Annotated in this window: 17 protein-coding genes and 1 pseudogene; 11 read left to right on the top strand and 7 right to left on the bottom strand. The window is 42.0% G+C overall.

Annotation, left to right across the window (positions count from 1 at the left end; genetic code table 11):
* Nucleotide 1 precedes the first annotated feature (1 nt).
* From H0913_RS04475 to H0913_RS04460, 4 genes are all read right to left on the bottom strand, one after another.
* Nucleotides 2-2,218, bottom strand: a complete 2,217-nt coding sequence (locus H0913_RS04475; RefSeq protein WP_181478046.1) for a type I secretion system permease/ATPase — start codon at nt 2,216-2,218, stop codon at nt 2-4.
* A gap of 3 nt (nt 2,219-2,221) precedes the next feature.
* Complete coding sequence (locus H0913_RS04470) at nt 2,222-3,481, bottom strand: TolC family protein (protein ID WP_154604459.1); 1,260 nt, start codon at nt 3,479-3,481, stop codon at nt 2,222-2,224.
* A gap of 82 nt (nt 3,482-3,563) precedes the next feature.
* Complete coding sequence (locus H0913_RS04465; protein WP_181478045.1) at nt 3,564-8,456, bottom strand: Ig-like domain-containing protein; 4,893 nt, start codon at nt 8,454-8,456, stop codon at nt 3,564-3,566.
* A 65-nt stretch (nt 8,457-8,521) separates the two neighbouring features.
* On the bottom strand, nt 8,522-9,031 hold the full coding sequence (locus H0913_RS04460) for a cell envelope biogenesis protein OmpA (RefSeq protein ID WP_154638628.1): 510 nt from the start codon (nt 9,029-9,031) through the stop codon (nt 8,522-8,524).
* A 1,236-nt stretch (nt 9,032-10,267) separates the two neighbouring features.
* Between H0913_RS04460 and H0913_RS04455 the strand changes: the two genes are divergently transcribed.
* A complete protein-coding gene (locus tag H0913_RS04455; protein ID WP_076914472.1) occupies nt 10,268-11,470 on the top strand; it encodes a tyrosine-type recombinase/integrase in 1,203 nt (400 codons plus the stop codon).
* 48 nt (nt 11,471-11,518) lie between these two features.
* Here the strand turns inward: H0913_RS04455 and H0913_RS04450 are convergent, their stop codons facing one another.
* Complete coding sequence (locus tag H0913_RS04450) at nt 11,519-12,292, bottom strand: hypothetical protein (RefSeq protein WP_181469105.1); 774 nt, start codon at nt 12,290-12,292, stop codon at nt 11,519-11,521.
* A 126-nt stretch (nt 12,293-12,418) separates the two neighbouring features.
* Here H0913_RS04450 and H0913_RS04445 point away from each other — a divergent pair, with 126 nt between their 5' ends.
* The 4 genes from H0913_RS04445 (at nt 12,419) to H0913_RS04430 (ending at nt 15,143) form a co-directional block, all read left to right on the top strand.
* Nucleotides 12,419-12,625: a helix-turn-helix transcriptional regulator gene (locus tag H0913_RS04445; RefSeq protein WP_181469104.1), complete on the top strand. Its 207-nt coding sequence runs from the start codon at nt 12,419-12,421 to the stop codon at nt 12,623-12,625.
* Between the two features lie 165 nt (nt 12,626-12,790).
* The gene (locus tag H0913_RS04440; RefSeq protein ID WP_181469103.1) at nt 12,791-13,528 is read left to right on the top strand and encodes a hypothetical protein; all 738 of its coding nucleotides are present in this window, start codon (nt 12,791-12,793) and stop codon (nt 13,526-13,528) included.
* A 39-nt stretch (nt 13,529-13,567) separates the two neighbouring features.
* Nucleotides 13,568-14,152 (top strand): helix-turn-helix domain-containing protein, encoded by a 585-nt coding sequence (locus H0913_RS04435; protein WP_232368828.1) that lies wholly within the window; start codon nt 13,568-13,570, stop codon nt 14,150-14,152.
* A gap of 373 nt (nt 14,153-14,525) precedes the next feature.
* The gene (locus tag H0913_RS04430; protein WP_181478044.1) at nt 14,526-15,143 is read left to right on the top strand and encodes an inovirus Gp2 family protein; all 618 of its coding nucleotides are present in this window, start codon (nt 14,526-14,528) and stop codon (nt 15,141-15,143) included.
* A gap of 235 nt (nt 15,144-15,378) precedes the next feature.
* Here H0913_RS04430 and H0913_RS04420 read toward each other — a convergent pair.
* Both H0913_RS04420 and H0913_RS04415 read right to left on the bottom strand, forming a co-directional pair.
* Nucleotides 15,379-16,038: pseudogene (locus H0913_RS04420) on the bottom strand (IS4 family transposase); the annotation flags it as partial.
* Between the two features lie 117 nt (nt 16,039-16,155).
* A protein-coding gene (locus H0913_RS04415; protein WP_269749702.1) for an IS5 family transposase occupies nt 16,156-16,961 on the bottom strand; the annotation gives its coding sequence in 2 pieces (ribosomal slippage) (nt 16,156-16,608 and nt 16,611-16,961; 804 coding nt in all).
* 188 nt (nt 16,962-17,149) lie between these two features.
* Here H0913_RS04415 and H0913_RS04410 point away from each other — a divergent pair.
* Genes H0913_RS04410 through H0913_RS04385 form a run of 6 tightly spaced genes read left to right on the top strand, consistent with a single transcriptional unit; the run spans nt 17,150 to nt 25,697 of the window.
* Nucleotides 17,150-17,764, top strand: a complete 615-nt coding sequence (locus tag H0913_RS04410; protein WP_181478042.1) for a restriction endonuclease subunit S — start codon at nt 17,150-17,152, stop codon at nt 17,762-17,764.
* Between the two features lie 12 nt (nt 17,765-17,776).
* The gene (locus H0913_RS04405) at nt 17,777-19,291 is read left to right on the top strand and encodes a type I restriction-modification system subunit M (RefSeq protein ID WP_181478041.1); all 1,515 of its coding nucleotides are present in this window, start codon (nt 17,777-17,779) and stop codon (nt 19,289-19,291) included.
* Nucleotides 19,281-20,501 (top strand): restriction endonuclease subunit S, encoded by a 1,221-nt coding sequence (locus H0913_RS04400; protein WP_181478040.1) that lies wholly within the window; start codon nt 19,281-19,283, stop codon nt 20,499-20,501. Before H0913_RS04405 ends, H0913_RS04400 begins: the two co-directional genes overlap by 11 nt.
* Before the next feature lie 56 nt (nt 20,502-20,557).
* The gene (locus tag H0913_RS04395) at nt 20,558-21,655 is read left to right on the top strand and encodes a PD-(D/E)XK nuclease family protein (RefSeq protein WP_181478039.1); all 1,098 of its coding nucleotides are present in this window, start codon (nt 20,558-20,560) and stop codon (nt 21,653-21,655) included.
* Complete coding sequence (locus tag H0913_RS04390) at nt 21,652-24,921, top strand: type I restriction endonuclease subunit R (protein WP_181478038.1); 3,270 nt, start codon at nt 21,652-21,654, stop codon at nt 24,919-24,921. The genes H0913_RS04395 and H0913_RS04390 overlap by 4 nt, the downstream gene beginning before the upstream one ends.
* Nucleotides 24,921-25,697, top strand: a complete 777-nt coding sequence (locus H0913_RS04385) for a M48 family metallopeptidase (protein WP_181478037.1) — start codon at nt 24,921-24,923, stop codon at nt 25,695-25,697. Before H0913_RS04390 ends, H0913_RS04385 begins: the two co-directional genes overlap by 1 nt.
* Nucleotides 25,698-25,956 lie beyond the last annotated feature (259 nt).

The raw sequence follows: 25,956 nt of genomic DNA, 5'->3' as shown, positions 1-25,956 counted from the left end.
TTTAAATCGCCCCTTCTTCTTTATTAATTATGTGTCTAACCTGTGAAACGACTCGCACCTGTGGCGCAGGTTGTGGAGCGGGTTTATCTGTCGTGACTGTGCCTGTGGTTTGCTCCGTTTGTCCTAACGCTTTTAAGACTTTTTGTTTCGGACCATCAAGTAAGATTTTGCCTTCATCCATCACGATAATGCGGTCAACTAAACGTAAAATTGGCAATTTATGGGTGACGACGATCAGCGTTTTATCTTTCGTCCACGCTTCTAGCGCATCGAGCACCAGTTTTTCGGTATCCACATCAATGCCCGTGGTTGGCTCATCCAGCAACACCACATTTGGGTTGTGCAGGGTTAACTGCGCCAGTGCCACCATCTGTTTTTGTCCGCCTGAAAGCCCTAAACCATCTTCCCCTAGCGGCATATCAAGTCCTGCTGGATGCTGACGAATGATTTTATCGAGCTGGAAGCGCTTGAGTGCACGCACTAAATCGTCATCGCTGGAGTAACCATCAAGACGCGCCAAATCCAAGTTTTCACGCAAAGTTCCGAAGAATAAACGCGGCTTTTGCGTCAACATGCCGACTTTGCTTCTGAGGAAAATCGGGTCAATTTGGCGAATATCGAGATCATCTAAGCTGATATTCCCTTGCTGCTGTTCATATAGCCCGGTGAGTAATTTCAGTAATGTACTTTTCCCGCCACCAATTTTGCCGAGGATCGCGACTTTCTCTCCCGCTTTGATCTCTAAGTTAATGTTGTTTAATGCTGGCTGCCCATCTTTATTATATTGATAAGTCACATTGGCCAGTCGTAATGCGCCATTAACAGAAGTCGGTGAAATGTATTTTTTATGATCTTCGCGTTCGATAGGACGGCTAAAGATATTTCGCACGCCCGCTAATGCCATACGCGCAGATTGAAAACGTGTTGCCAACCCTGCAATTTGCCCAAGCGGTGCTAACGCGCGACCGGATAAGATCACACTGGCGATCAGCGCCCCCATCGTAATACGCGAGTTCACATCGTTCGCGTGGATCAGGTAAGTTCCCAAACACACTAAACCAACGGTATTGAGCTGCTGCATCGCCGCACTGAAGTTGACCATAAAGTTGGTTAGATTGCGCACGGCAATGGATGAAAATGCCGTTTTCTCTGTGAGCATTTCCCAGCGCTGTTGCGCCCAATTCACTGCATTATTCAGCTTTAAGGTTTCGATCCCTTCAATGGATTCCACCGCTAAGCCTTGGCGTTGAGACGTTTCTTTCATTGAGGCGTTGATCCCTTTCGCCAATGGCTTTTGGATCAAAAGACCCGCGATCACCACAATTGGGATAATGGTCAATGGCACCAATGCTAAGTAACCACCGATCATGCTGATCACGCCGATAAACAGTAAAATAAACGGCAGATCGACAAGGGCTAATAAGCTTGCGCTGGTCATAAATTCACGAATGGATTCGAAGTCACGCAAATTGTTCGCATACGATCCCGACGAGGCTGGACGCTTATCAAGGCGAATTCCCATCACGCGATGAAATAGCATGGCGCTGATCACGATGTCCGCTTTTTTCCCTGCGATATCTAATAGGTAAGATCGCAGCATTTTAGCAAGAAATTCAAAACCAATGGCCAGCACAACACCGATGGTGAGTACCCATAAGGTTTCGTAAGCTTGGTTCGGGATTACGCGGTCATACACGTTCATCACATACAGGGAGCTGATTAACGCTAATAAGTTGATCACAAATGATGCGATGATCACTTGGTAGTAATATTTTTTATAGCGCCAAATCACTTTCCAGAAGCCGCTGGTTTCGTATTTATCAATTTCCGAACGGGTTTCTGAGCGAATATTGCGTTTAATAAACCAGCTATAGCCGCTGTAATTCACTGCCAGATCTTGCACGCTTAATGTTTGACGTAAGCCTTCTTCCGTTAAGATCTCAAAATGACGCCCATTTTCACCGTCTTCAATTTTGCTGATCACCACCGATTCATTGTTCGCCAAAAGTGCCAAAAAAGGCGCGGCAATCGTCGGGATCTTATGCAGATCGATTTCAATGATCTGGTTATCAAATTGATGGGAATTCAACACATTCACCAACGAGGCATAATCGAAAGACTTCGACTCAGTACGCTTGGTTTGTGCTAATAAAATTTCCGGTGAAAGGGTATAACCCAAACGCTTGGTAACTAAAGATAGGTTATTAATAATATTCATAATTTATCTGGAAGCCAATTCTTGGTTCATCCATGCAGACATTTTTGCCTGCACACTGAGGTAATTGAGTGTCGCGTCGCGGAAGTCGTTCTGTAAGATAACAGCGCTGGTTTGAATGCTCGCCAGCTCGTTATACGCATCGAGCAAGTCAATCAAGCTGCGGCGGTTGATGGTGAACTGTTTTTCATAGTTACTGATCACCACTTTTTGCTCTGCGATATACGCCTTCGCAATGTTTCCTTGCTTTTCACTTTGCGCCATATTGATCGCCGCAGATTGGCTCATCTCTTTGATTTCGCGGAATGTCTTTTTAATACGTTCGTTCGCTGCGGACAGGGCATACTCTTTCTGTGCTTGGCTGTAATAGCTCGCTTGGTCGAAAATATTCCAAGAAACACGTAAGAAAACTTCGCTATTATCTGGCGTCGCATTAACTTCTAAATTCAGTGCTGGCTTTCTCATGGCGCTAGCGACTTTAACTTCGGCATCAAGGCTTTGAGCATCGGCCACTTGGGCTTTGTAACTTGGGTTATTTTCTAGATTATCTTCTTGAAATTTAGCTAAAATCGCACCGCTAGTCGTGGCTCTAAATGGGTCAACAAATTGGTCAACGGTTAGCTGGCGCTGAGTCAAAATCGATAATTGGCTCAGGGCTAAGTTCAGGTTTCTCTCTGTTTCAGCGCGGCTCATTTCTACCTTTAAGGTGCGCGCTTTCACTTGCGTTAATTCGCTCATTCGACCGGAGTCATGCTGAACAATTGTGGTCAGTTGCTTTTCAATTTGGTGATGGCGAACGAGATTTTCATCAATCACATCAAGGGTTTCTTTGTGACGTAAAACCTGCAAATAAAGCTGGCTGATGCGCACGCTGATATCTTCTTGAGAAAGAATATATTGGTTTTCATAGTAACTTTGCTTGGACTGTTCGCGGTCTACACCCGCTTCAATTCCGCCCCAAGCATAAATGTTCATCGTCGCTTTAGTTCCGAGGTGAAACCCCGATTCCATCGCGTTACTTTCGTATTTGTGTTGCTGCGCAAGAGGCTGGGTTCCCATTAAACTGATGACAGGGTAATGCCCCGCTTCCGCTGCACTCACGTTGCTTTGTGCCGCTTGATAATTGGCATAAGCCTCTTGGACTTCTGGGGCATTATCGAGAGAATCTTTTAATAGGTTTTTTAATTCAACCACATCTGCCACAGCAGAAAGGGAAAGCATCTTCACGAAGAATAACGCTAAGATGCTATTAATTAGAGATTTCATAAAGTTGGCACAAAGTAAATAAAACTGGTGTTGGCGAAATAAAATATTGAGGGCTACCCATGGTAACCCTCAATAATTAGCCTTAAATAATGGCGCTCTGAGTTTCTTGTAATGCATCTAACGATGAATTCATGAAACCAGTAGAGTGACTTGATGTTGCATTGACATCGGTGTCTACTCCATGTAACTCCATTGCACTTTCTGGTGAGAACAATTTCAGCGCTGTTAAATCAGTATCATTCAAGCCGGTGTTACCAGACTCTTTTAACTTACTGATATCCACTGTAATTGATGACTTACCATTGGTACCGTCGTTATCGGTTAACGTCAGCGTAAAGGTCTCTTTCTCCATTCCCGTTGGACGTGTAGCCCCCGGACGATAGGTTAAGTGACCGAAGTTTTTCTCGCCTAAAGAGATAGAGAGTAAACCGCCCGCGTCTGTTTTGACTGCTAACTCACCCTGACCAAAATCAACCCACATACTCTTATCAAGGTTATCCGACGTAATTTTCTTAGCTGTTGGATCGTATTTGTACGTGTGACCATCCACTTCAATGCTGATGGATTTCATGCCATCTGCGCCGAAGCTCAGGGTTTCCTTGCCATCATTCGCTTTTGAGAAGCTACTTTCGATAGTGTTTTCGTTAGGAACATATTTGCTCAGGATATTGCCTAAAGAGCTCATATCTTTCAGAACGATAACGTCGTTAGTATCGTTATCCGTTTTGTTCTTACCATCAAAAGCAATTGGCTTCAGATGATCTTCACCACTAATTCGCCCTTCAACCGGAGCCATATCCTGACCAATACCGATTGCGACTGAACGAATTCCATTTGCAGTTAAAAACTCAGTCCACTTATCTTCACCAATATCGGTATTAGGACTACCTGGTTCAAAGTTACTTGGTGATGTTGGTGCGATACCATCGTTTGAACCATTATTAACGCTTGGTGAACCATCACTAATAAAGAAGAAAGTATTATCTACTGTTGCTTCTTTAACTGGCTCGCCAGCGTTAGGTTTGTTCTTGTAGATGCTCAGAATTTGCTGTAACGATGCATCATAGTTAGTGCTTCCACCAATACCACCGTGGTCCATATCAACCGTTTTAAATGGTGGATACCATTTGTGCTCACGAAGGTCTTTAATAATAGCTTTGGCTTCATCCAATGTGCACCAATAAGCATTTCCAGCTGAATACTCTAATGAGCTACCAATCGCTACCGCTTTATCTGCAAATCCATTCAAGCTAACGCGTACATCACCTTTAGTCGCACTATCTAAGCGTTCTTGATAAGAATCTAATAATGTATCAATGGCATTCAGAGCTGCATCATATCTGTACATCTGTTGAGGATTACCATGTTCATCAACAGGATCATTAACATCAAGTAAACCACTATCTCTTTCCCACATACTTCCCGAGAAATCGAGTGAAATTACAACGTTTGCATAGAAGGTATTCTCTGCTGGCGGCTCTACCGACAACTCCACATCCGCAGCGCTTGGCTTATCATCATGAACCACGATTTGGGTTTTCACTTCATCGTTGCCATTCTTCACACCAAACTCAATATTCAGAGAGTCTTTTCCTGCTGGGTGATCGACAAGGCCTTTGAGATTAACTTTGTAGTCAACCGTCGTTTGACCATTATCGGTTGTGCTATTGGCTGTCAGCGTAATCACTTCTTTACCGTCAGCATCTTTACCTACAAAACCATTATCGGTACTTTCCCAAGTGATAGGCTTACCACCGGAGGTTAATTCCGTTGTTGGCTTCGTAATTTGAATATCTTGCTCTGCAACTGGTTTATCCTCTGGGTTAGCGAGAATGACAACACCATCCGCAACGATAGCCGATGAGCCAGCAGTACCATCCGTTCTGAGACCTTTTTCAAAGACTTCTGTTGGAGTTGTCTGCGTTGGTGCGATATCAATCGTCACAGTTGCTATGTTTGAAACCTTACCGTCATTATCTTTCACGGTATAAGTAATCGTGTCTTGCCCTGTTGCACCTGGTTTTGGCGTGTAAATCAGTTTGCCATCTGCATCAAATGTCGCGGTACCTTTGCTACCATTCTTTTCGATATGCAGGGTTGATTTATCCAACTCACCATCAGGGTCTATGTCATTGCTCAATACATCAATAACTGTCGGAACCCCTTGCTTAGTTTGACCATGGTCATCCCCTGCAACTGGTGGTTCATTGATTGCGATGGTCACAGTTGCGGTGTTGGACACGTTGCTATTTTTATCTTTAACCAGATACGTAATGGTATCTTGGCCTGTTGCATCCGGATTTGCCGTGTACACCAGCTTACCATTGACAATTTCTACAGTGCCTTTGGTTGGTTTGCCCACAACTTCTAATGTCGTTGGGTCAATATCATCGTCGAGATCGGTATCATTCTTTAAAACATCGATCTCTACAGGTATCGCTTTGTTAGCTTTTGCTGAGTCCTTATTTGCGATTGGCGCTGCATCGATGGTGATAGTCACCGTGGTTTCATTGGAGACGTTGCCGTTTTTATCTTTCACGGTATACGTGATGGTATCGGTGCCCACTTCGCCCGGCTTCGCGGTGTACACCAGCTTGCCGTCCACTATCGTGGCCTTACCTTTCTCACCATTGTTAGTGATCGTCAGTGTGTTTGGATCGATGTCGTCATCCAAGTCGGTGTCGTTGGCCAGCACATCCAGCGTTATCTTTTCACCTTCTTTGATCGCGGCTTCATCTTTGTTCGCCACTGGCGGCTCTGTGATATCAATGGTTACAGTCGCTTTGTTGGACACGTTGCCATTTTTATCTTTAACCAGATACGTAATGGTGTCTTGGCCTGTTGCATCCGGATTTGCCGTGTACACCAGCTTACCATCGACAACTTTGACGGTGCCTTTGGTTGGCTCACCCACAACTTCTAATGTCGTTGGGTCAATATCAGCGTCGAGATCGGTATCATTATCTAAAACATCGATCTCTACAGGTGTCGCTTTGTTGGCTTTGGCTGAGTCTTTGTTTGCGATTGGCGCCGCGTCGATAATAATGGTCACCGTGGTTTCATTGGAGACGTTGCCGTTCTTGTCTTTCACGGTGTAGGTGATGGTGTCGGTGCCAACCACGCCCGGTTTGGCGGTGTACACCAGTTTGCCGTCCACAATCGTCGCCGTACCTTTTTCACCGTTGTTGGTGATCGTCAACGTGTTCGGATCAATGTCGTCATCCAAGTCGGTGTCGTTCGCCAGCACATCCAGCGTTATCTTTTCACCTTCTTTGATCGCCGCACTATCTTTGTTCGCCACTGGCGGTGCATCGATGGTGACGGTCACCGTCGCTTCATTCGACACGTTGCCGTTCTTGTCTTTAATGGTGTAGGTGATGGTATCGGTGCCGTGCTCACCCTGATTCGGGGTGTAGATCAGCTTGCCATCTTCGCCGATGGTCACGGTGCCTTTTGTACCTGGCTGAGTGATCACTACGCTGTTTTTATCTAAATCACCGTCGAGATCGGTATCGTTCGCGGTGATATCAATTTCAACTGGCGTATTGTGGCGAGTGTCCGCTTCATCTTTGTTTGCGACTGGCGGCTCTGTGATATCAATGGTCACGGTCGCTTTGTTGGACACGTTGCCATTTTTATCTTTAACCAGATACGTAATGGTGTCTTGGCCTGTTGCATCAGGATTTGCAGTGTACACCAGCTTACCATCGACAACTTTTACGGTGCCTTTGGTTGGTTCACTCACAACTTCTAATGTCGTTGGGTCAATATCACCGTCAAGATCGGTATCATTGCCTAAAACATCTAATTCAACTGGCGTGGCTTTGTTGGCTTTTGCTGAGTCATCATTTGCCACTGGCGGCGCATCGATGTTGATGGTGATCGTCGCATCTTCAGAGACGTTACCGTTTTTATCTGTCACGGTATAAGTAATGGTGTCAGTACCCACTTCGCCTTTATTCGGCTGGTACACTAGTTTGCCATTAACAAACTTCGCGAAACCTTTGCCACCATTGGTTTTAATCGCTAAGGAGCCGTGGTCAACATCGCCGTCTTTATCGGAGTAGTTATTTTCCATATCGATGGTGACAGGCTTAGATTCTTTGGTTGCCGCAGAGTCGTCTTTCGCTTCTGGTGCTGCATCAATTTTTACAGTGATGGTAGCAACATTCGACTCGTGGCCTGCGCGGTCTTTTACCACATAAGTGATGGTATCAACACCGTATTCACCTTTGTTTGGTGTATAGATAATCTTTCCATCTTTACCGATTGTCACCGTTCCTTTAGAACCTTCTTTTACGATGCGGATAGAGTTCGGATTTAAATCGCCATCAACATCACTGTCGTTCGCGGTAACATGGATAGTGACAGGGGTATTATGTTTTGCATGTGCAGAATCATCACCCGCGATAGGTGCATGATCGACAACTTTAGAATGACCGCCGCCACCGCCGCCGCCACTGATTGCCACAGCAGGAATACCAATAAGAGGGACCAGTGCAGCTAACCACCATGGGTTAAATGCCCACAATGGTGGTAATGCATCGCCACCAATAGCTTGACCAGCCGCTTGGCCGTCTGCTAATTGGCTGATGGCGTCAGCTTTTACCGCACTTTCAGGAACGTATGGGAAATATTGGCCATTTTCATATTGACCAATAATGAGGTTTGCATCGCCTTCTTGATAACCAATGGCACCATTCTCAGCAAAGTAATTTTCAATAATTAAATCAGGGCTTTCTACATCACCGCCTTCAAATGCGATGACAAGGTTTTTATCAACGCGCTTAACCGCGATGTTTTCTGGTGCGAATTGTGTACTTTCGTCAATTAATAAATAGTTTACATCTTTTTGTGCATTAATATGCAGTGGTTGTTTTAATTTACCTGCTCCGTTTTCCCCACCGGTAACAGAATATTGCTCAATCGTCTCTTTGCTATTATTAACTTTAATTGATATTTTTTTAATAGACATAGTTATCCATTGCCTCGTATCGGACAATTATTTATTGAATTAAATTTAGTTTAAAAACGTGTTAATTATTGGCAGCTTTGAGCTACATCCACACGCGGTAAAGTATGAACTTGGGTGCTTACTTTCCCTTTAAATTCATTAACTTCTTTTTCTGTCATTGGTTTTAATGATACTGTTCCATTGGTTTCAGTGACCAAGAACGCATAGGATTTACCAGGCTCTAGTGGCTTATTATCGATTTCGTTTAATTTAGTGTTATAGCGCTCGCTAACATCTGTTTTATATGCAGTAAAATTGTTATTTCCAGAGCATAATTTAATTTGTTTAGTCGCATTAGGCTCTAATGAAGTGAGGTACTGTTTATTCACAAATATATTAATTGTTTTCCCTTCAACTTGATTATCTATTCTATAGAAAGAGACTAATGCTTTATTACTTTCGACTTCTTTGTTTTCTTTAAGAATATTCTTATTCTTCCATGTTTCGCTATTATACCCGTGCAGTCCTTCATTACGCACACAACCCGTCAATGCTGCAATACATAATAGCATTACAACGCCAGTGAACTTTTTCATATTAATCCTTTCAACGCTATGGTGTTTAATTTGTGCAAAGCAAAATCCCTCTATGTAATATTAGAGAGAATAAATATCGCAGTGATTTTAATAAATACTAAAGCTGGAAATCATTTAGTTCCCAGCTTAAAAATAAAATACTTATAGTTATTTTTGCTTCAATTTAACCCATTAAGTGAGTACGCGAAGCATTTTGTTACATGATGAAAACTTCAGCATTATATCGTTCAAAGTTGATATGCGTCAATTTTACCCCCCTTGATTTTACCAATCCGCAGAAATGCTATCAATTTTAGTCGCTATTCTGTCAATTGATTCATAATGAATTGTTTTAATTGATATAATTTACATGTTAAAAGATTATTTATTTTTCTAACTCATATAGTGTGTGAGCATAAAAACCATAAAATTGATAAAAATAAAATTTTTATTCTATATATATATAAATACTAAGGATTTACACCCAAGTATAAACCTCTCTAAAAGAGGGGTTTATAGGTCGTGTTAATGCCTATTAACATTCTAGTAAAAATACCGCAATACGAGTAAAAAACTTATTATCACGAAATACCCTCACTGCGTGTATAATATAGGTTTATAACATTCGAATTAAATACCCTTATCATTTAATCCCCTTCAAAATAGCCAGGGCGCATAGTTAGTAATATATATCATCTATTAATTTTCATAATTTTACTTAAATCCCACGTTTAAATAAAAATTAAGAGTATTCCCTTATAATTCCTATTTCACCTAGGAATTATTCCTAATTCATAAAAAGAGATATTAATTTAAATACATTGCTAGTTCCTATTTCAATAATCGGAAATAACAATCTATCGATAGTAAGATTAATTATCATTTCTATAAGCCATTTGAAAATAAATATGATCGCGAAAGTACAGTAAACGGAATAGGCAGTGATAAGCCACCTAGCTTTCTCCAGAAGAGTGAGAGCGAATCAAGCCATAGGCACGCCCAAAGGCAGGAAATACCCTGTAGTTGGTGATTTTAAAGCAAAAAAAAGCCCCGAGTCGTAAGACTCAGGGCTTAATAAATTGGCGGAACGGACGTCTGCCTAAAACAATTCCAACCCAGTACGAATAAATCCAAATTATACTTTATTTTCAATTACTTATTCAAACATTACTTCCAAACACATATAATTAACTCCATTCAAAACTTAACATAAATGGCATACCAAATGGCATACCCAACTTTGAGGATCGATTCATCATGGCGGTATTAACTCATTCTAAAGCAAAACATATTCAACCAGGGGATAAACCATTGTCTCATGGTGGTATTACCGGTCTTACTCTTCATCCATCATCAACAAAGGGTAGAGGTAAGTGGGTTCTTCGTTATATGAGTCCTGTAACACAAAAACGAAGAAATGCTGGATTAGGTAGTTTTCCCGAAATATCTATTTCCGAAGTTACAAATATCGCATCAACAATGCGAGAACAAATTATTAAAGGCATTGATCCTCTTGAGCTCAAAAAATCAATCTCCGATGAACCTTCAATCCCTACTTTTGAGGTGGCTGCCCGTAAACTCCATGCAGAGTTACTACCTGGTTGGAAAAATAAAAAACACGGTAAACAATGGATCACTACACTGGAACAATATGTATTTCCTACCATAGGTTTATTAAAGTTGGATATCATAACTCCAGCCAATATTGCAGATGCATTACGCCCTATCTGGCTAACTCGCTCAGAAACAGCATCCCGCATAAAACAACGTATCCACGCAGTTATGCAGTGGGGATGGGCTCATGGCTATTGCGCAGCCAACCCTACTGATGTCGTTAACCATTTATTACCGCAACAAATCAGCGCTCATGTACGTACCGAGCATCAACCTGCGATGCCTTGGAAAATGCTACCTTTATATATTCGCACACATATATACCAACCCGAACGTTACAATGTTACCCGAGCAATACTGCTATTTATCATGTTAACAGCCTGTCGTTCTGGCGAGGCTAGAGCGATGCAATGGCAGGAAATTGATTTTAAACGAGCGGTATGGACAATACCCGCAGAACGTATGAAATCAGGGTTGCAACACCGAGTGCCATTATCTGAGCAAACTTTAGCGCTATTGAACAATCTAAAAGGCGTACATGACACACTAGTTTTTCCATCACCTAGAAAACAAATTGTGCTCTCCGATATGGTTGTCACCTCATTTCTTAGGCGAACCAAAGCCCCCAGTGACACCAATGGTCGCGTTGCAACAGCACATGGTTTTCGTTCTACCTTTCGAGATTGGTGTTCAGAACATGGCTATTCGCGGGATTTAGCTGAACGGGCACTTGCACATACCGTTAAAAATAAAGTGGAAGCGGCGTACCACCGCACTGATTTATTAGAGCAACGAAGACCCATGATGCAAGCTTGGGCAGATTATCTTTTACCGCCATCAAAATAAATCGAGAAAGCTAGCTAATCTATTTAGCTAGCTTTCTTTCATCAAATACTAATCACGCCTTGTTTTTTTGTTTTTTACAACATTTTCCAATGCAAACCGAAGATCATCATGACATTTTGCCCAACGTAAAACTGCATCATTCAAAGATTCTTGTTTTAGTAACGTTTTATGCCCTTCTTTTCTTTTAGTCTCAATAAATTGCCACAACTCATTTTCTATTGCTTCCACGGCTTTTTTCTTACTTTTCCATTCCTTACCATCTGATTTGGCGCGATGAAGTAACCTTATCGCTTCATTTCGAAAAAGCGCCGCTAATTCAGCAACGACATTACCGCCTTTTTTTGATGAAGATATCCTCTTCAAACGGCATTCTCGTTCTATCTTCAAAAGCTCTCGATAATGTTCAACTGAATACAGTTGAGTTAAATAGCTAATCGAAACCAAAAAAGCTTCAACAGATACCTTTTTATCAAAAGACCAGCAAAATTCCGCCCAGGATTTATTAATCGCAGCCCATAAAAATAATGTCTTAACATAATCATTTAATCCACCCCCACCAGCCGTAATCAGCATAACGGTTCCTTTCAGTCTTATCAGCTCAACCACATCCTTAGCAACGCCTTTTGCCGTGCCAAAAAAATACTCTTTAAAATCCTTAAAAATTTTTTGAACCTTTTCACTATCCTCAGAAAGGATATCTGCAATTTCTTTTTTTACTGATGAAGATAACCACTTACATTCAACAGCAACCTTCAGCGCATCTTTCCTTTTTTGATTATACGTATCAATCAAAACATCATAAATATCTTTTAATTCATTCATTTAACCAAATACCCCCACAAAAAGTAGGCTTGTAAAAAAAAAGAGTTTGGCCCTTACATGTTTATGCTCAGCACATTTCATTATGCTATTTCTTATCCCATACACACCTATAGAGACTTAACAACAATGAATACATCTCATATTAAAATATTGCGTTTACCCGCTGTACTACAACGTATTGGTATAGCACGTTCAACATTGTACGACTGGATGAATCCCAAATCGCCACGCTATGACCCAACCTTTCCAAAGCAAAAGCGCTTGGGACGCCAATCCGTTGGCTGGGTTGAATCAGAAGTAAATGATTGGCTACTTAACAGACAATCAGTTTAATTTAATTCACTATAGCAAATAAGGAGAACAGATTAAAAATCTTCATGTTATTTTCTGTGATTACACAAAAAAATAAAAAACTAAACAGTTAATTTATTGAATTTTGATGATTCAACCATGACTGTCTTCATTTATATATATAACCCAGAGAAAAGGATAATTATCATGTCCCAACGGATTTCTATTACCATAAAAAATGAATCAAGCCTAAAAGCTATTAATGAATACTGTCATAAAAATAATTTAACACGCTCCGCTGTAATAGCGAACATATTAGCGAGTGCTTGCCCGCTGTTGAATGAAATAAATCAACATACACAGATAGTTAATGAATTGGAAAACCAGCTATTTAATCCTAAAAAAAACTCACAAAAATTATGGGGAGACACCCCCGTATTTTCACTACCTGAATACTTATTGGATATTTGGCAAACCCACATAATAGAAAAAGGGATCATTATTGATAAACATGCTTACCCTCATGCTTATAAAAGCCCCAAAATAGGTTTAAAGGAAAAGAAAACCATTCAAGAAACATTGAATAGCTATATAGATTCACCATATATTAAAAAGGCCATTTTTATTTATACAGACAGGCACGTTCACTATAAATTACATAAAGCAGGTGGGTTTTCAAATACAATATTAATTAGAAACACTGAATACAAAAATTACCTATTCGATTTTAACGCAATTATTCACATACCGATAAAGGATATTGTTTTCCATGGAATAGAGGCAGCATTCAAAAAAAACCAAATAATATTAAAAGAAAGTTATGTCGCTTTTATTCCTATTTATCACTCAAACAATCAGTGTGTTTTAATTGGTGTGATAGATAAAACGCAAGTAAATAGAAAAATAGAGAGCAGTCCAGATACGATTATCATAAATCCAATCTAACCGTTCATTAATTCGTTTTATGACCCTTAAGGTGACAAAATGAGCCATTATGCATATTTTAGAATCGTTCAAAATAGCAATTTTAGTCTACAAGAGGTTGAGCAATGCCTAAACGATATCGCTGGCATCCATCCAATAAAAAGAGAACATATTATTTTAGAACATCAATCAATAACGGATGTCAATGAGCTACCAAGTCAATTGATGTATTATATTGATAGGGTATTTACACCTGATGATACCTTAATTACAAGAACACTCCATGATTTGGGGAATAACACACAACAAATCGCTTATGTTATACAACGCTGCCAATCTCTGGAGATGAAATTACTCTTCCTCAACGACTTAGGCCAAAATGTATTTTCGCTAAATGTCCCTTTAGCCGAAATACTCAATCAATTAAAAAACATTGAGGATAATTATGAAAAAATGAAACTCGATAGACGACATGCGATTGCATTACAACAAGGAAAAATATTAGGACGCCCCGAAGGAAGTGTTTATAAACAAGCTATTTATGAAATGAGGTGCAAAGGATATAAACAACGAGAAGTCGCTAATCATTTTAATATTAGCCTTTCTACCGTGAAACGATATTGGAAAAAAAGACTATTCGAATAGCACTAACTACAGAGTGATTATTTATCAACCAATTCAGTATTGGTGGGGTATTATCGATATTATTGATGTTGGAAAGGTAATATATATTACCAATAACACAACCTGAATAACTAACTAATATAACTTACACCGTAGATACCAATATAATCCAATACTGACTGTAACCTAATATCAATAATATCAGCTTAGCCAGAGGTCAATATCTAAATAAATACGTCATTATTAATCTATAGATTAATAAATCTATGCCTGTTAAACAGGAATAACACAATACTCAATAAACCATAAGGGATCAGATAACCACATTATCTGTCCTTTATCACTACCAACATTCATACGAAAGAGTCATTCCAAATGACTCTAAGGGATCATTATGTCTAAAAAAGAATACAACCCAGGTTACCAAGGTGCGATTGCAGAGACTTTAGATTGTGCCTTACAAGCCTACCCTCGTATTACTGTGATACGAGTAGATCTCCATTTCCCTATGATGGATGAATATGGGGATATGCCAAACTGTTTCCCTAACACTGAAGGCTCTCCTATCACCCGTTTTATGAACTCCTTAAATGCAAAGCTTAAACACGATCAACACCGTAAAATAGATCAAGGGATACGCGTTTACCCTAACCGTTTACGTTACATCTGGGTAAAAGAACTCGTAGATGGATACCTCCCTCACTACCACTGTGCATTAATCTTCAATAAAGACGCCTACTATCATCTAGGAGACTATGACTTAAATATACCTAGTTTACGGACGATGATTACTACAGCGTGGTACAGTGCGTTACAGCTCGAATTAGACCCTATTATTGATACAGGTCCATTAGTTCACTACCCTGAGAACTGTCGGTACTGTTTAAATCGAGAAGCCTTATCCTTTAGCGATGACTATAATACCGTAATAGAACGATTAAATTACCTAGCTAAAGAATATTCTAAACACTACAGTTCAAATTACCGTACGATAGGCTATAGTCAGTACTAGAAGCGACTTAGGCAGGTAGTGGGCGCTACCTGTCTTTTAAAAGGGTTCCACTAATAGCCGCAATCCTCGTCTGTTAGGGAATAGTCTGATACGAGCTTACCAATATCATGGAACAAAACGCCGAAGGCCACTGCAACACGCCACCTTGGTTCAAGCTCTTTTTTCTCAACAGGTCTGCCACTGAAAGCCCCTGTCCTCACGGACAGGGGCTTTTTTGCTTTTAAATCAACCTAAAAGTCAGCCTCTTATAGCCTAAAGTCTTTGAGTGACTAGATGATATATCGTGTAAGCTACTGATAGATTTTCAGTTTTCTGCTCCTAGGTCTGCATATTGTACTTTTCCTCTTACTCGACCTAACCAGTACCAACCTAGCTTCTCAACGGATTTATACCATGTCACTTTAAAGCCAGCATCACTGACAATGAGCGGTGTGGTATTACTCGGTAGAATGCTCGCAAGGTCGGCTAGAAATTGGTCATGAGCTTTCTTTGAACATTGCTCTGAAAGCGGGAACGCTTTCTCATAAAGAGTAACAGAACGACCGTGTAGTGCGACTGAAGCTCGCAATACCATAAGCCGTTTTTGCTCACGAATATCAGACCAGTCAACAAGTACAATGGGCATCGTATTGCCCGAACAGATAAATCTAGCATGCCAACGGTATACAGCGAGTCGCTCTTTGTGGAGGTGACGATTACCTAACAATCGGTCGATTCGTTTGATGTTATGTTTTGTTCTCGCTTTGGTTGGTAGGTTACGGCCAAGTTCGGTAAGAGTGAGAGTTTTACAGTCAAGTAAGGCGTGGCAAGCCAACGTTAAGCTGTTGAGTCGTTTTAAGTGTAATTCGGGGCAGAATTGGTAAAGAGAGTCGTGTAAAATATCGAGTTCGCACATCTTTTTGTCTGATTATTGATTTTTGGCGAAACCATTTGATCATATGACAAGATGTGTATCTACCTTAACTTAATGATTTTGATAAAAATCATTAGGGGATTCATCAGCACTTAGAACCTATCCCAATAGGATTTTATTCCAGACAATGATACCACAGACAAAATGCAGCATCGCCTCATAATTCTCGACCTTCTTCTCCCAACGAGTCAGGACACGACGGTAGCGATTCATCCAACTGTGTGTTCTCTCTACAACCCAGCGATGGGCCTTAAAATCCGTGTTTTTGATGGCTTCTGATTCATCCTTCCGTGACTGGATATGAGGTTCATAGCGACGACTTTTCAGATACGCTCCCAACCATTCCGCTTCATACCCTTTGTCCATGTACAACCGGAGCCCCTTGCCCGGTCTGCCCGTCTGGAGGGCATCGAGCGTATCCGCAACTAGCTTTATGTCGTGCGTATTTGCTCCAGCGACAACCAGCGCAAGAGGAACCCCGTTCCCGTCAGTCATCAGACTGCGCTTTACGCCCCGTTTTCCCCGGTCTGTTGGGTTCCTGCCTGTTTTTTTGAGCCTGCCAGCGGTGATTTGGTCATACAACCATCCATCGACAGCCACGACCAGTCAATAGCGTCCAACTGTTCGCAAGCAAGCAACCCGTTTTGCCAGAAGCGTTCAAATACTCCAGCATCCCGCCATTCCTGAAATCGGCGATGAGCAGAGCTTGACGAGCATATACCGGTGGCATTTAGCGCATTCCACTGGCAACCCGTCCTGAGTACGAAGAAAATGGCGTTCATTGCAGCGCGATTATCAACCCGCTTGCGGTGCGTACCCAGCGGGTGTTGAGTTCTATGCTCCGAGATGAGAGGAGCCATTTTCTCCCAGAGTTCATCACTGATTTGCCACTTGTTACCCACCATGCTTTGCCCTCATAAATTATCATTATGTATTATCTGACAATTCCTTTTGGGATAGGTTCTAAGTCCCGGAAGGTAACAATATTGCCAAAGGTTTTAGTTGCATCATTTAATTACTGTAGTTAAGTGTTGCAACGTTCTTCATAAGTGGCAGAATAAGCAAATTATTCAAAGTGTGGAGAACAAGGCCAATGATTGAAGGAGTCAGCTCATCGACATTAGTGACCTTATCTGATTTGGTGACCATTCAAGCGGGCTACCCGTTTCGGGGGACTATACGCGATATTCCTAGTGGTTCAGTAAAAGCGGTACAAGCTAAAGATATCTCTGAACTTGGCGAGTTAATCTACAGCGATTTAATCGTCACCGTTCTAACAGGTAAACGTGAACCTAATTGGCTCAAAAAAGGCGATATTTTGTTTAGTGCCAAAGGGGCAAAGCATATTGCCAGCTATGTTGATGGCGACTTAGAAAACACGACCTGCGCACCTAGTCTGTTTCTTTTACACCTTAAATCGAAATGGCAAGGTTTAGTGAACACTCAATTTTTAACCTGGCAGCTAAATCAAACCCCTGCACAGCAATATTTTAAACGCAGTGCCGAAGGCAGTTTTCAAATTAGCATTCGTAAGCCAGTGCTGGCAGCAACACCGATTGCCTTACCCAGTATCGAAACCCAGAACACCATTGCCAAGCTTTATGCCGCCAGCATTAAAGAAAATGCCCTACTGCATAAACTAATTAATAACCGTCAGCAGCAGTTAAATGCGATTGCAACTGACTTAATGAATTCATCTAACAATTAAGAGCTAGGATTTATGCCACATACCTTAATCAACCAATCCGAAATCAACAAAGCGGTATGGAATGCCTGTGATACCTTCCGAGGTACAGTCGATCCATCCATATACAAAGACTTTATTCTTACCATGCTGTTCTTAAAGTACATCTCCGATGTGCACCAAGATAAAGTCGAAGAGCTAAAAGCCGAATACGGTGATATTCCTGAATTGATCGCCGAAATGCTCGAAAGCCAGTCGTTTAAGATTCCAACGGGCAGCTCGTTCTGGGATCTGTATGAAGCACGTTTTGAAGCAGGTAACGGAACCCGCATTGATACCGCACTCCACGCGATTGAAGAAGCGAATACTAAACTCAAAGGCGTTTTCCAAGACATTAGCTTTAACACCGATAAACTCGGTGATGAAAAGCAGAAAAACGATATTCTGCGTCATCTATTGGAAGACTTTGGTAAGCCAACCCTAAACCTACGTCCAAGCCGTGTCGGTTCACTGGATGTGATTGGTAACGCTTACGAATACCTGATCAAACACTTTGCGGCAGGTAGCGGTAAATCGGCGGGCGAATTCTATACCCCTGCGGAAGTCTCGGATCTGCTGTCGATTATTCTTGCTCCTCAAGAAGGCGATACCATTTGTGACCCAGCCTGTGGTTCTGGTTCGCTATTAATGAAGTGTGGCAAACAGGTGCAAAAGAACTTCAACGGTTCGAAGAAATATGCCCTGTATGGTCAGGAAGCGATTGGATCAACTTGGTCACTGGCGAAAATGAACATGTTCCTGCACGGCGAAGATAACCACCGCATTGAATGGGGCGACACCATTCGTAACCCGAAACTTCAGGATGCCAACGGTGGCTTGCTACACTTTGATGTGGTGACCGCCAACCCACCATTTAGCTTAGATAAATGGGGCCATGAAGATGCCGAAAACGATCACTTTGGCCGCTTCCGCCGTGGTGTGCCGCCAAAAACCAAAGGCGACTATGCGTTTATCTCGCATATGATTGAAACCTTGAAGCCACAAACTGGGCGTATGGGTGTGGTGGTGCCGCATGGGGTGTTATTCCGCGCTTCATCAGAAGGCAAAATTCGCCAACAACTGATTGAAGAAAACTTGCTGGATGCAGTGATCGGCCTGCCTGAAAAGCTGTTCTTTGGCACAGGCATTCCTGCGGCCATTCTGATTTTTAAAAAGCATAAAGACGATAAAAACGTGCTGTTTATCGATGCCTCGCGTGAGTTTAAATCGGGCAAAAATCAGAACGTGCTGACCGAAGAAAACATCCAGAAGATTGTCGATACCTACAAAGCGCGTGAAAGCGTGGATAAATATGCTTACCTAGCGACGTTAGAAGAAATTGCTGAAAACGACTTTAACCTTAATATTCCGCGTTATGTTGATACCTTTGAGGAAGAAGAAGAGATCGACTTGATGGCCGTGCGCAGTGAACGTTTGGCGCTGCAAAGTGAACTGGCTGATCTGGAAGCGGAAATGGCAGGCTATCTAGAGGAGTTGGGTTATGGTGCCTAATGGGTGGTTTACGTATAAGTTTTCAGAAATTGTAAAAGAAACACAGTTGGGTACGACAGAACGACATAAAGGGGAATTCTGTTCTGACCCTATACCGTTGCTAAAAATGGGTAACCTTAGCTGGGGAGGATTTAATCTAAAATCCTTGGAAACTCTTCCTCGAAGCAGAGTCGATGAATCGTTAATTCTTAAAAAAGGTGATTTTTTGTTTAACACAAGGAACACACCTGAATTAGTCGGTAAATCTGCCGTATGGAATGGAGAATTAACTGAGGCCATTTTCGATAATAATATCAATAGGATTGTATTTCACAATTCAATAGATCCATTTTATCTAGGTTTATATTTAAATAATGGAAGAGGCAAGTCGGTAATAAACTCTTTGCCAGCAGGCAGTACGAGCGTTGCCGCTATTTATTGGAAAGATTTGAAAAATATAAAATTAACTCTCCCACCACTCCCAGAACAACGCAAAATCGCCAAAATCCTCTCCACTTGGGATAAAGCGGTTGCAACCACCGAAAAGTTAATTGCAACCAGCCAGCAGCAGAAAAAAGCTTTAATGCAGCAACTGCTCACAGGCAAAAAGCGCCTACTTGATGATTCAGGTAAACCGTTTGAGGGTGAGTGGGAATGGCTTAAAGCTAGCGAGCTGTTCAAAACAGTATCGAAGAAAAATAACTCGGATTCAGAAGAATTACTATCAGTTACTCAAGATCAGGGTGTTCTGCCACGAAAAATTTTGGAAAGGCGAGTTGTAATGCCTGATGGCTCTACAAAAGGATACAAGTTAGTTGTTCCCGGTAACTTTATTATCAGTTTGCGATCATTTCAAGGCGGACTGGAATACTCTAGATATAGAGGCTTAGTTAGTCCAGCGTATACAGTCCTTGAGCCAGTAAAACCGATTAACAATGAATTCTACAAACAATACTACAAATCTTATAACTTTATCGGTCATCTGGCAGTTGCAGTTATTGGTATTCGAGATGGCAAGCAGATTAGCTACTCTGATTTTTCATTCTTGAAATTGCCATACCCAAAAGTAAAAGAGCAACAAAAGATAGCAGCCGTACTAACCAATGCAGACAAAGAAATCGAGCTTTTACAAGCCAAACTCGCTCACCTTAAAGATGAGAAAAAGGCGTTAATGCAGCAGTTGTTGACGGGTAAGCGCAGAGTCAAAGTGGATGAAAACGTCGCCGCATAATAATTAGCAAATACCGCCCGAATAACGGGCGGTCAAATAATAAATAAAGGCTAGGCATGGATACAAACGCATTGGAACGAATGCAGCAACTCTTGGCTGATTTTAAAAAACTAGAGCCAGTTGAAGTTGCAGAGCCCACCATTTTTAGTATTGGGAGTAAGGGGTATTACGAGAATCCCACTACCGATATTTTGGCATTCTTTTGTGACAGCAACGGTCAACATCAACTCGGTGATACTGCACTAAGGGCACTACTGACTTGTTTACCTGAAGACTATCGTTCTCTAGATTGCGCATTAACCGAAGTGCCCGAGCGAGAAGTCAAAACTCAAGCAGGCAAACGTATTGATTTACTGCTAGAAAGTGCTGATTGGGTGATGGTGTTAAAGAATAAAATCTACCATCAGCAAAATAATCCGTTTGATGACTATGAGCGTTTTGTTCGAGAAGAGCAAAATCAAACCCGCTTTGCAGGTAAACAGGTTATTTTTGTAGTGCTTTCTCCAACAGGTGAAGCGTTACCAAGTGGCTGGCATGGCATCAGCTATCCCTCGTTAATTTCTGCTTTAAAAGCTCAGCTAGCGGAACAGTTTCTTTCCCAACCTATCCATAAATGGACGCTATTGCTGCGTGAATTCATCTTACATTTGGAGAGCCTTATGTCTCAGCCATCGGTTAATCAACAAATCCTCGATTTTGTCTTAGATAACCTCTCTACTATTAAAGAGCTTCAGGAAACTAAACAGCAAGCGATAAACGACTATCATCAAAGGCTGAAAACGGCACTTCAGTCCAAACTAGGAAAAGAGATTGCGATTCGGTTACATCATTGGAGCGGATATCCTGCTTTGCGATTTGCTTTAGCGAGCTGGAAAGATACCAATTCGGATGTTGTGCTATTTCTTTCTGGTGAAAAAGGTGAATCTTCAATTAATGTTTACGCCCACCTAGAGGGAGATTCTGATGAAAGTAAAGCAGACTCGTTGATTCTCACTGCTTGTAATGTTGAACGTTGGATTGAAGGGAATGGTACTTATCGCGGGTATAGAATCAAACTTGCCACCATGCCTGAAGATGACATTATTCAATTTATTGGTGAACGCCTTCAAGAACTGGATACGTTTGAACGTGAGTATTGGGGAGATGAGTCATGAGTTCACCTTTGCCTAATTTTCGCGAAGAGCACAGTGCCAAAATACCCGCACTAACGCTGCTCACCAACCTTGGCTACCAATTTATTCCGCCTGCTAAATGCTTGGCGATGCGTGGCCGCTTATCATCAGTGATTCTACCCAATGTGCTGCGCAGTGTGCTGAAACACAAAACCCATACCTTTATGGGTAAAGCCTATCCGCTTTCAGATTCGGCTATCGATAAAATCATTCAAGAGCTGGCGACCCCAGCGATGAATGCTGGTTTAAAAGCAGCGAATGAAAAGCTCTACAATGCCCTAACCTATGGCATCAGTGTGACTGAGTTTATCGATGGCAAAAAGACCAATCCAACCATTCAAATCATCGATTGGGAAACACCAGAGAATAACCAATTCCACTTCACCGAAGAGATGGAAATTGAAAATGCCCACGGCACAGGTAAACGCATTCCCGATGTGGTGTGTTTTGTTAACGGCCTGCCTTGGGTAGTGATTGAAGCGAAACGCCCAGACTCTTCTCATGAAGGCAAACCGACGATTTCCGAAGGGATTTCGCAAAATATCCGTAATCAGAAAAACGACGAAATTCCTCATCTGTTTGCCTACAGCCAATTGCTGCTTTCAATAAATGGTAACGATGGTTTGTACGGTACTTGCGGCACACCCGAGAAGTTTTGGGCAAAATGGAAAGAAGAAGAGATCACCGAAGCGACCTATCTTCGCCTGAAAAACACCCCATTAGCGCAAGATAAACTCGACCTGCTGTTTAACCATCGTCCACCCAAAGTGCGCGACGAATATCTGTCACTGATTGCTGGCGGTGAACTCGTTGTCACCGACCAAGATCGCTTATTGGTGTCTCTGCTGCGCCATGATCGCCTGTTAGAAATGACGCGCCTGTTTACCTTATTCGATAAAAAAGCAGGCAAAATCGTTGCCCGTTATCAGCAGGTATTTGGTATTAAAGCGTTGATTGAACGTGTTACCTCTTTCGACGAAAAAGGTGCTCGCAATGGCGGTGTGATTTGGCATACAACAGGCTCAGGTAAATCGTTCACCATGGTATTTCTATCGAAAGCGTTAATCTGGCTCGATGAACTGAAAAAGTGCCGCGTAGTCGTCGTGACCGACCGTGTTGACTTGGAAGACCAATTAGCTCGCACGTTCGCGTCGGGCGGCGCGTTATCGGATAAAGACAAAAAAGAGGCAATGGCGACGACGGGCAAACGCCTTGCCGAGCAAATTGGTAAAGGCAATGAGCGAATTATTTTCTCTATCATCAATAAATTCGGTACGGCAGTCACTTTGCCAGAGTGCTACAACGACAGCCCCGATATTATTGTGTTGGTCGATGAAGGCCACCGTAGCCAAAACGGTTCCAACAATATCTTTATGCAGCAAGCTTTACCCAAAGCTGCTTACATTGGTTTTACGGGGACGCCACTGCTGAAAGATGATAAGACCGAAAACAAATTCGGAAAAATCATCCACTCCTACACTATGCAGCAAGCGGTGGAAGACAAAACTGTCACGCCATTGTTATATGAAGAGCGTATTCCTGAACTCAGTACCAATGACCGTGCGATTGATGCCTGGTTTGACCGTGCAACGGATAAGCTATCGGAAAAACAGCGCACCGACCTGAAGAAAAAATTCTCCCAGAAAGGCCAGATCTACCAAACCGAAGGACGTTTGGAGTTAATCGCTTATGACATTTCCGACCATTTCCAAAACTTCAAAAGCCAAGGCTTAAAAGGCCAACTGGCATGTGACTCAAAAGCATCAGCCATTCAATACAAAAAACTATTGGATAAGATTGGTAAAGTCACCTCGGTGGTAGCGATGTCGCCACCTGATACCCGTGAAGGCCACGATACTGTTGATGGCGAAAGCAAAGACTTGGTACAGAATTGGTGGAAAGAGAACGTTGGTAGCATGGACGAAAAAGCCTACACCAAACAGATCATCGAAGCCTTTGGTCGTGATGATGGCCCCGACATTATGATTGTGGTGGATAAACTGCTGACGGGTTTTGACGAACCCAAAAACACCGTACTTTATATCGATAAACCACTGAAGCAGCATAACCTCATTCAAGCGATTGCTCGCGTAAACCGTCTGCACCAGAAAAAACAATTCGGTTATCTGATCGATTATCGCGGCATACTAAAAGAGCTAGATTCCACTATTGCTGATTACCAAGAACTGGCTGAGCGCACTCAAGGTGGATTCGACATTGAGGATCTCAAAGGCTTATATAGCCGTATGGATACCGAATATAAAAAGCTGCCGAGTTTGTATAACGACCTATGGGCTATTTTTGCTGATGTGAAAAACAAGCAAGATGGTCAGGCGCTACGCCAAGCTCTAACACCTAAGATTGAAACCATTGATGGTCAACTGACCGATACCAATCTGAAAAAACGCGAAGATTTCTATTCAGCACTGACGCTGTTCGCAAACTGTTTAAAAGTGGCTCTCCAATCAGCAACCTATTTTGATGATAAGAGCTTCGACGATAAGCGTGATTTGTATAAAAAGACGCTAAAATCGATGTCTGAACTGCGTAAGCAAGTACGTGAAGATGCTGAAGAAACCGTAGATTACGATCAGTATGCCGAAGAGATTCGGGCGCTGCTAGATAAACATATTGGTGGCGTTGAAATCAAAGAGCCAGACGGTGCTTATCTGGTCGGTAATATGGGTAAAGCCGCCAAACCTGAAGAGATGAGTGACGACGAGGCCCGCAACAAAAAAGATGTTATCACTGGTCGTGTAACCAAAATGATTGAGCAAGATTTAGCAGATGACCCTTACGCACAAGAGTATTTCTCTGATCTGCTGAAAAAGGCAATTGAACAAGCCAAAGAAATGTTTGATGCACCTGTAAAACAATATCTGCTATTTGCTGATTTTGAAGAGCAAGTGAAAGAGCGCAAAGTTGAAGGTATCCCAACTGACCGTTTCGCCGAGCTTGATCCCAAGATTAAACGCAATGTTCAGGCTTATTATGGTTTGTTTCTAAAACACCTTCCAATCAATCCGTTATCAGAACAGGAATGCTTCGACTACGCCGTTAATATTGATGAGTGTGTCAAATCAGCGGTAGCGGAATTCTCAATTAATCCGTCTGAAATTGAAAACCAAATCAGGCTAAAACTACTGCCGCTGTTAGTTCGTGACGCTGGGCTAGGTTTAGATGCTGCCAAGCTTATTCTTGCCGATATCATTCAAATCACTCGCTTAGGCGTGGCAGGTCATCATTAATGACATCGGTAAGTTCTAAAGAAGGCAAGCTAGAAGAGTACAGCTTCATCTATGGTGATGAAGCTGTGACTTATGAAGTGGTGCGTAAGCCTCATCCAGAAGGTAAGAAGCGCAAGATAGCGATAAAGGTACATCCTAATTGCGAAGTTGTGGTGAATGCTCCTGATGATGCCGAACGTAGTGATATCCATGACGCTGTCATGAAGCGAGCGAAATGGATTTATGCTGCTTTGAAGGAGTTTCGTGGTCACTTGCAATATGTGCAGGCCAAAGAATACGTCAGCGGTGAAATGCAGTTCTACCTTGGTAGACGTTACGTTCTCAAAGTGGTTGAAGACCGAGATGCTATTTCTAACGTCAAAATGGAACGAGGCAAACTGCTAGTGACGCTAAACCGCTTTAACGAAGATAAGCAAGCTCTGATCAAAGCTTTGGTTTCAGGCTGGTATAGCGTGCGTGCCGAGCATATTTTCCACGAACGCTTAGCCGCATTGTTGCCACAAACCACTTGGGTGAAAGGAATTCCGAGTTTTCGGGTTCTGCCGATGACCAAACAATGGGGAAGCTGCTCAACGAAGGGTAATCTCATGCTGAATCCACATTTGGTCAAAGCACCCAAAGAGTGTATCGACTACGTAATTTTGCATGAGCTATGCCATATTGCCGAGCACAACCACAGCGAGCGTTTCTGGCGTTTGCTAACCAGTGTTATGCCGAATTGGAAAGAAGTGAAAAGCCGTTTAGATGGAATGGCGGAGTTATATTTGAGTGAATAAGGATCGATTAAATGAGTTTGTTCAATAAGTTAGTACTCCCAACAATACCAGAACCTCTGGTTTGTTTCAGACCATCATTTATCATGCGTCTTGTTTATCCCATTCAACCAATGGCTTAATACTCAGTTTATCAAGTCATGACTGGCATCGCATCATCACATTAAACTGATCCGCTCAACGCAGTTATTCATCCACAATGACTCAATCATCTCTACGGGTTGAAGCTGGACTGATGGATATAAAACACGGAATAGGCTCC

The sequence above is a fragment of the Providencia rettgeri genome (genome assembly GCF_013702265.1).
GTDB classification, from domain to species: domain Bacteria; phylum Pseudomonadota; class Gammaproteobacteria; order Enterobacterales; family Enterobacteriaceae; genus Providencia; species Providencia zhijiangensis.
Note: the sequence above shows the minus strand (reverse complement) of the source record. Positions and strands in the feature narration are given on the sequence as shown.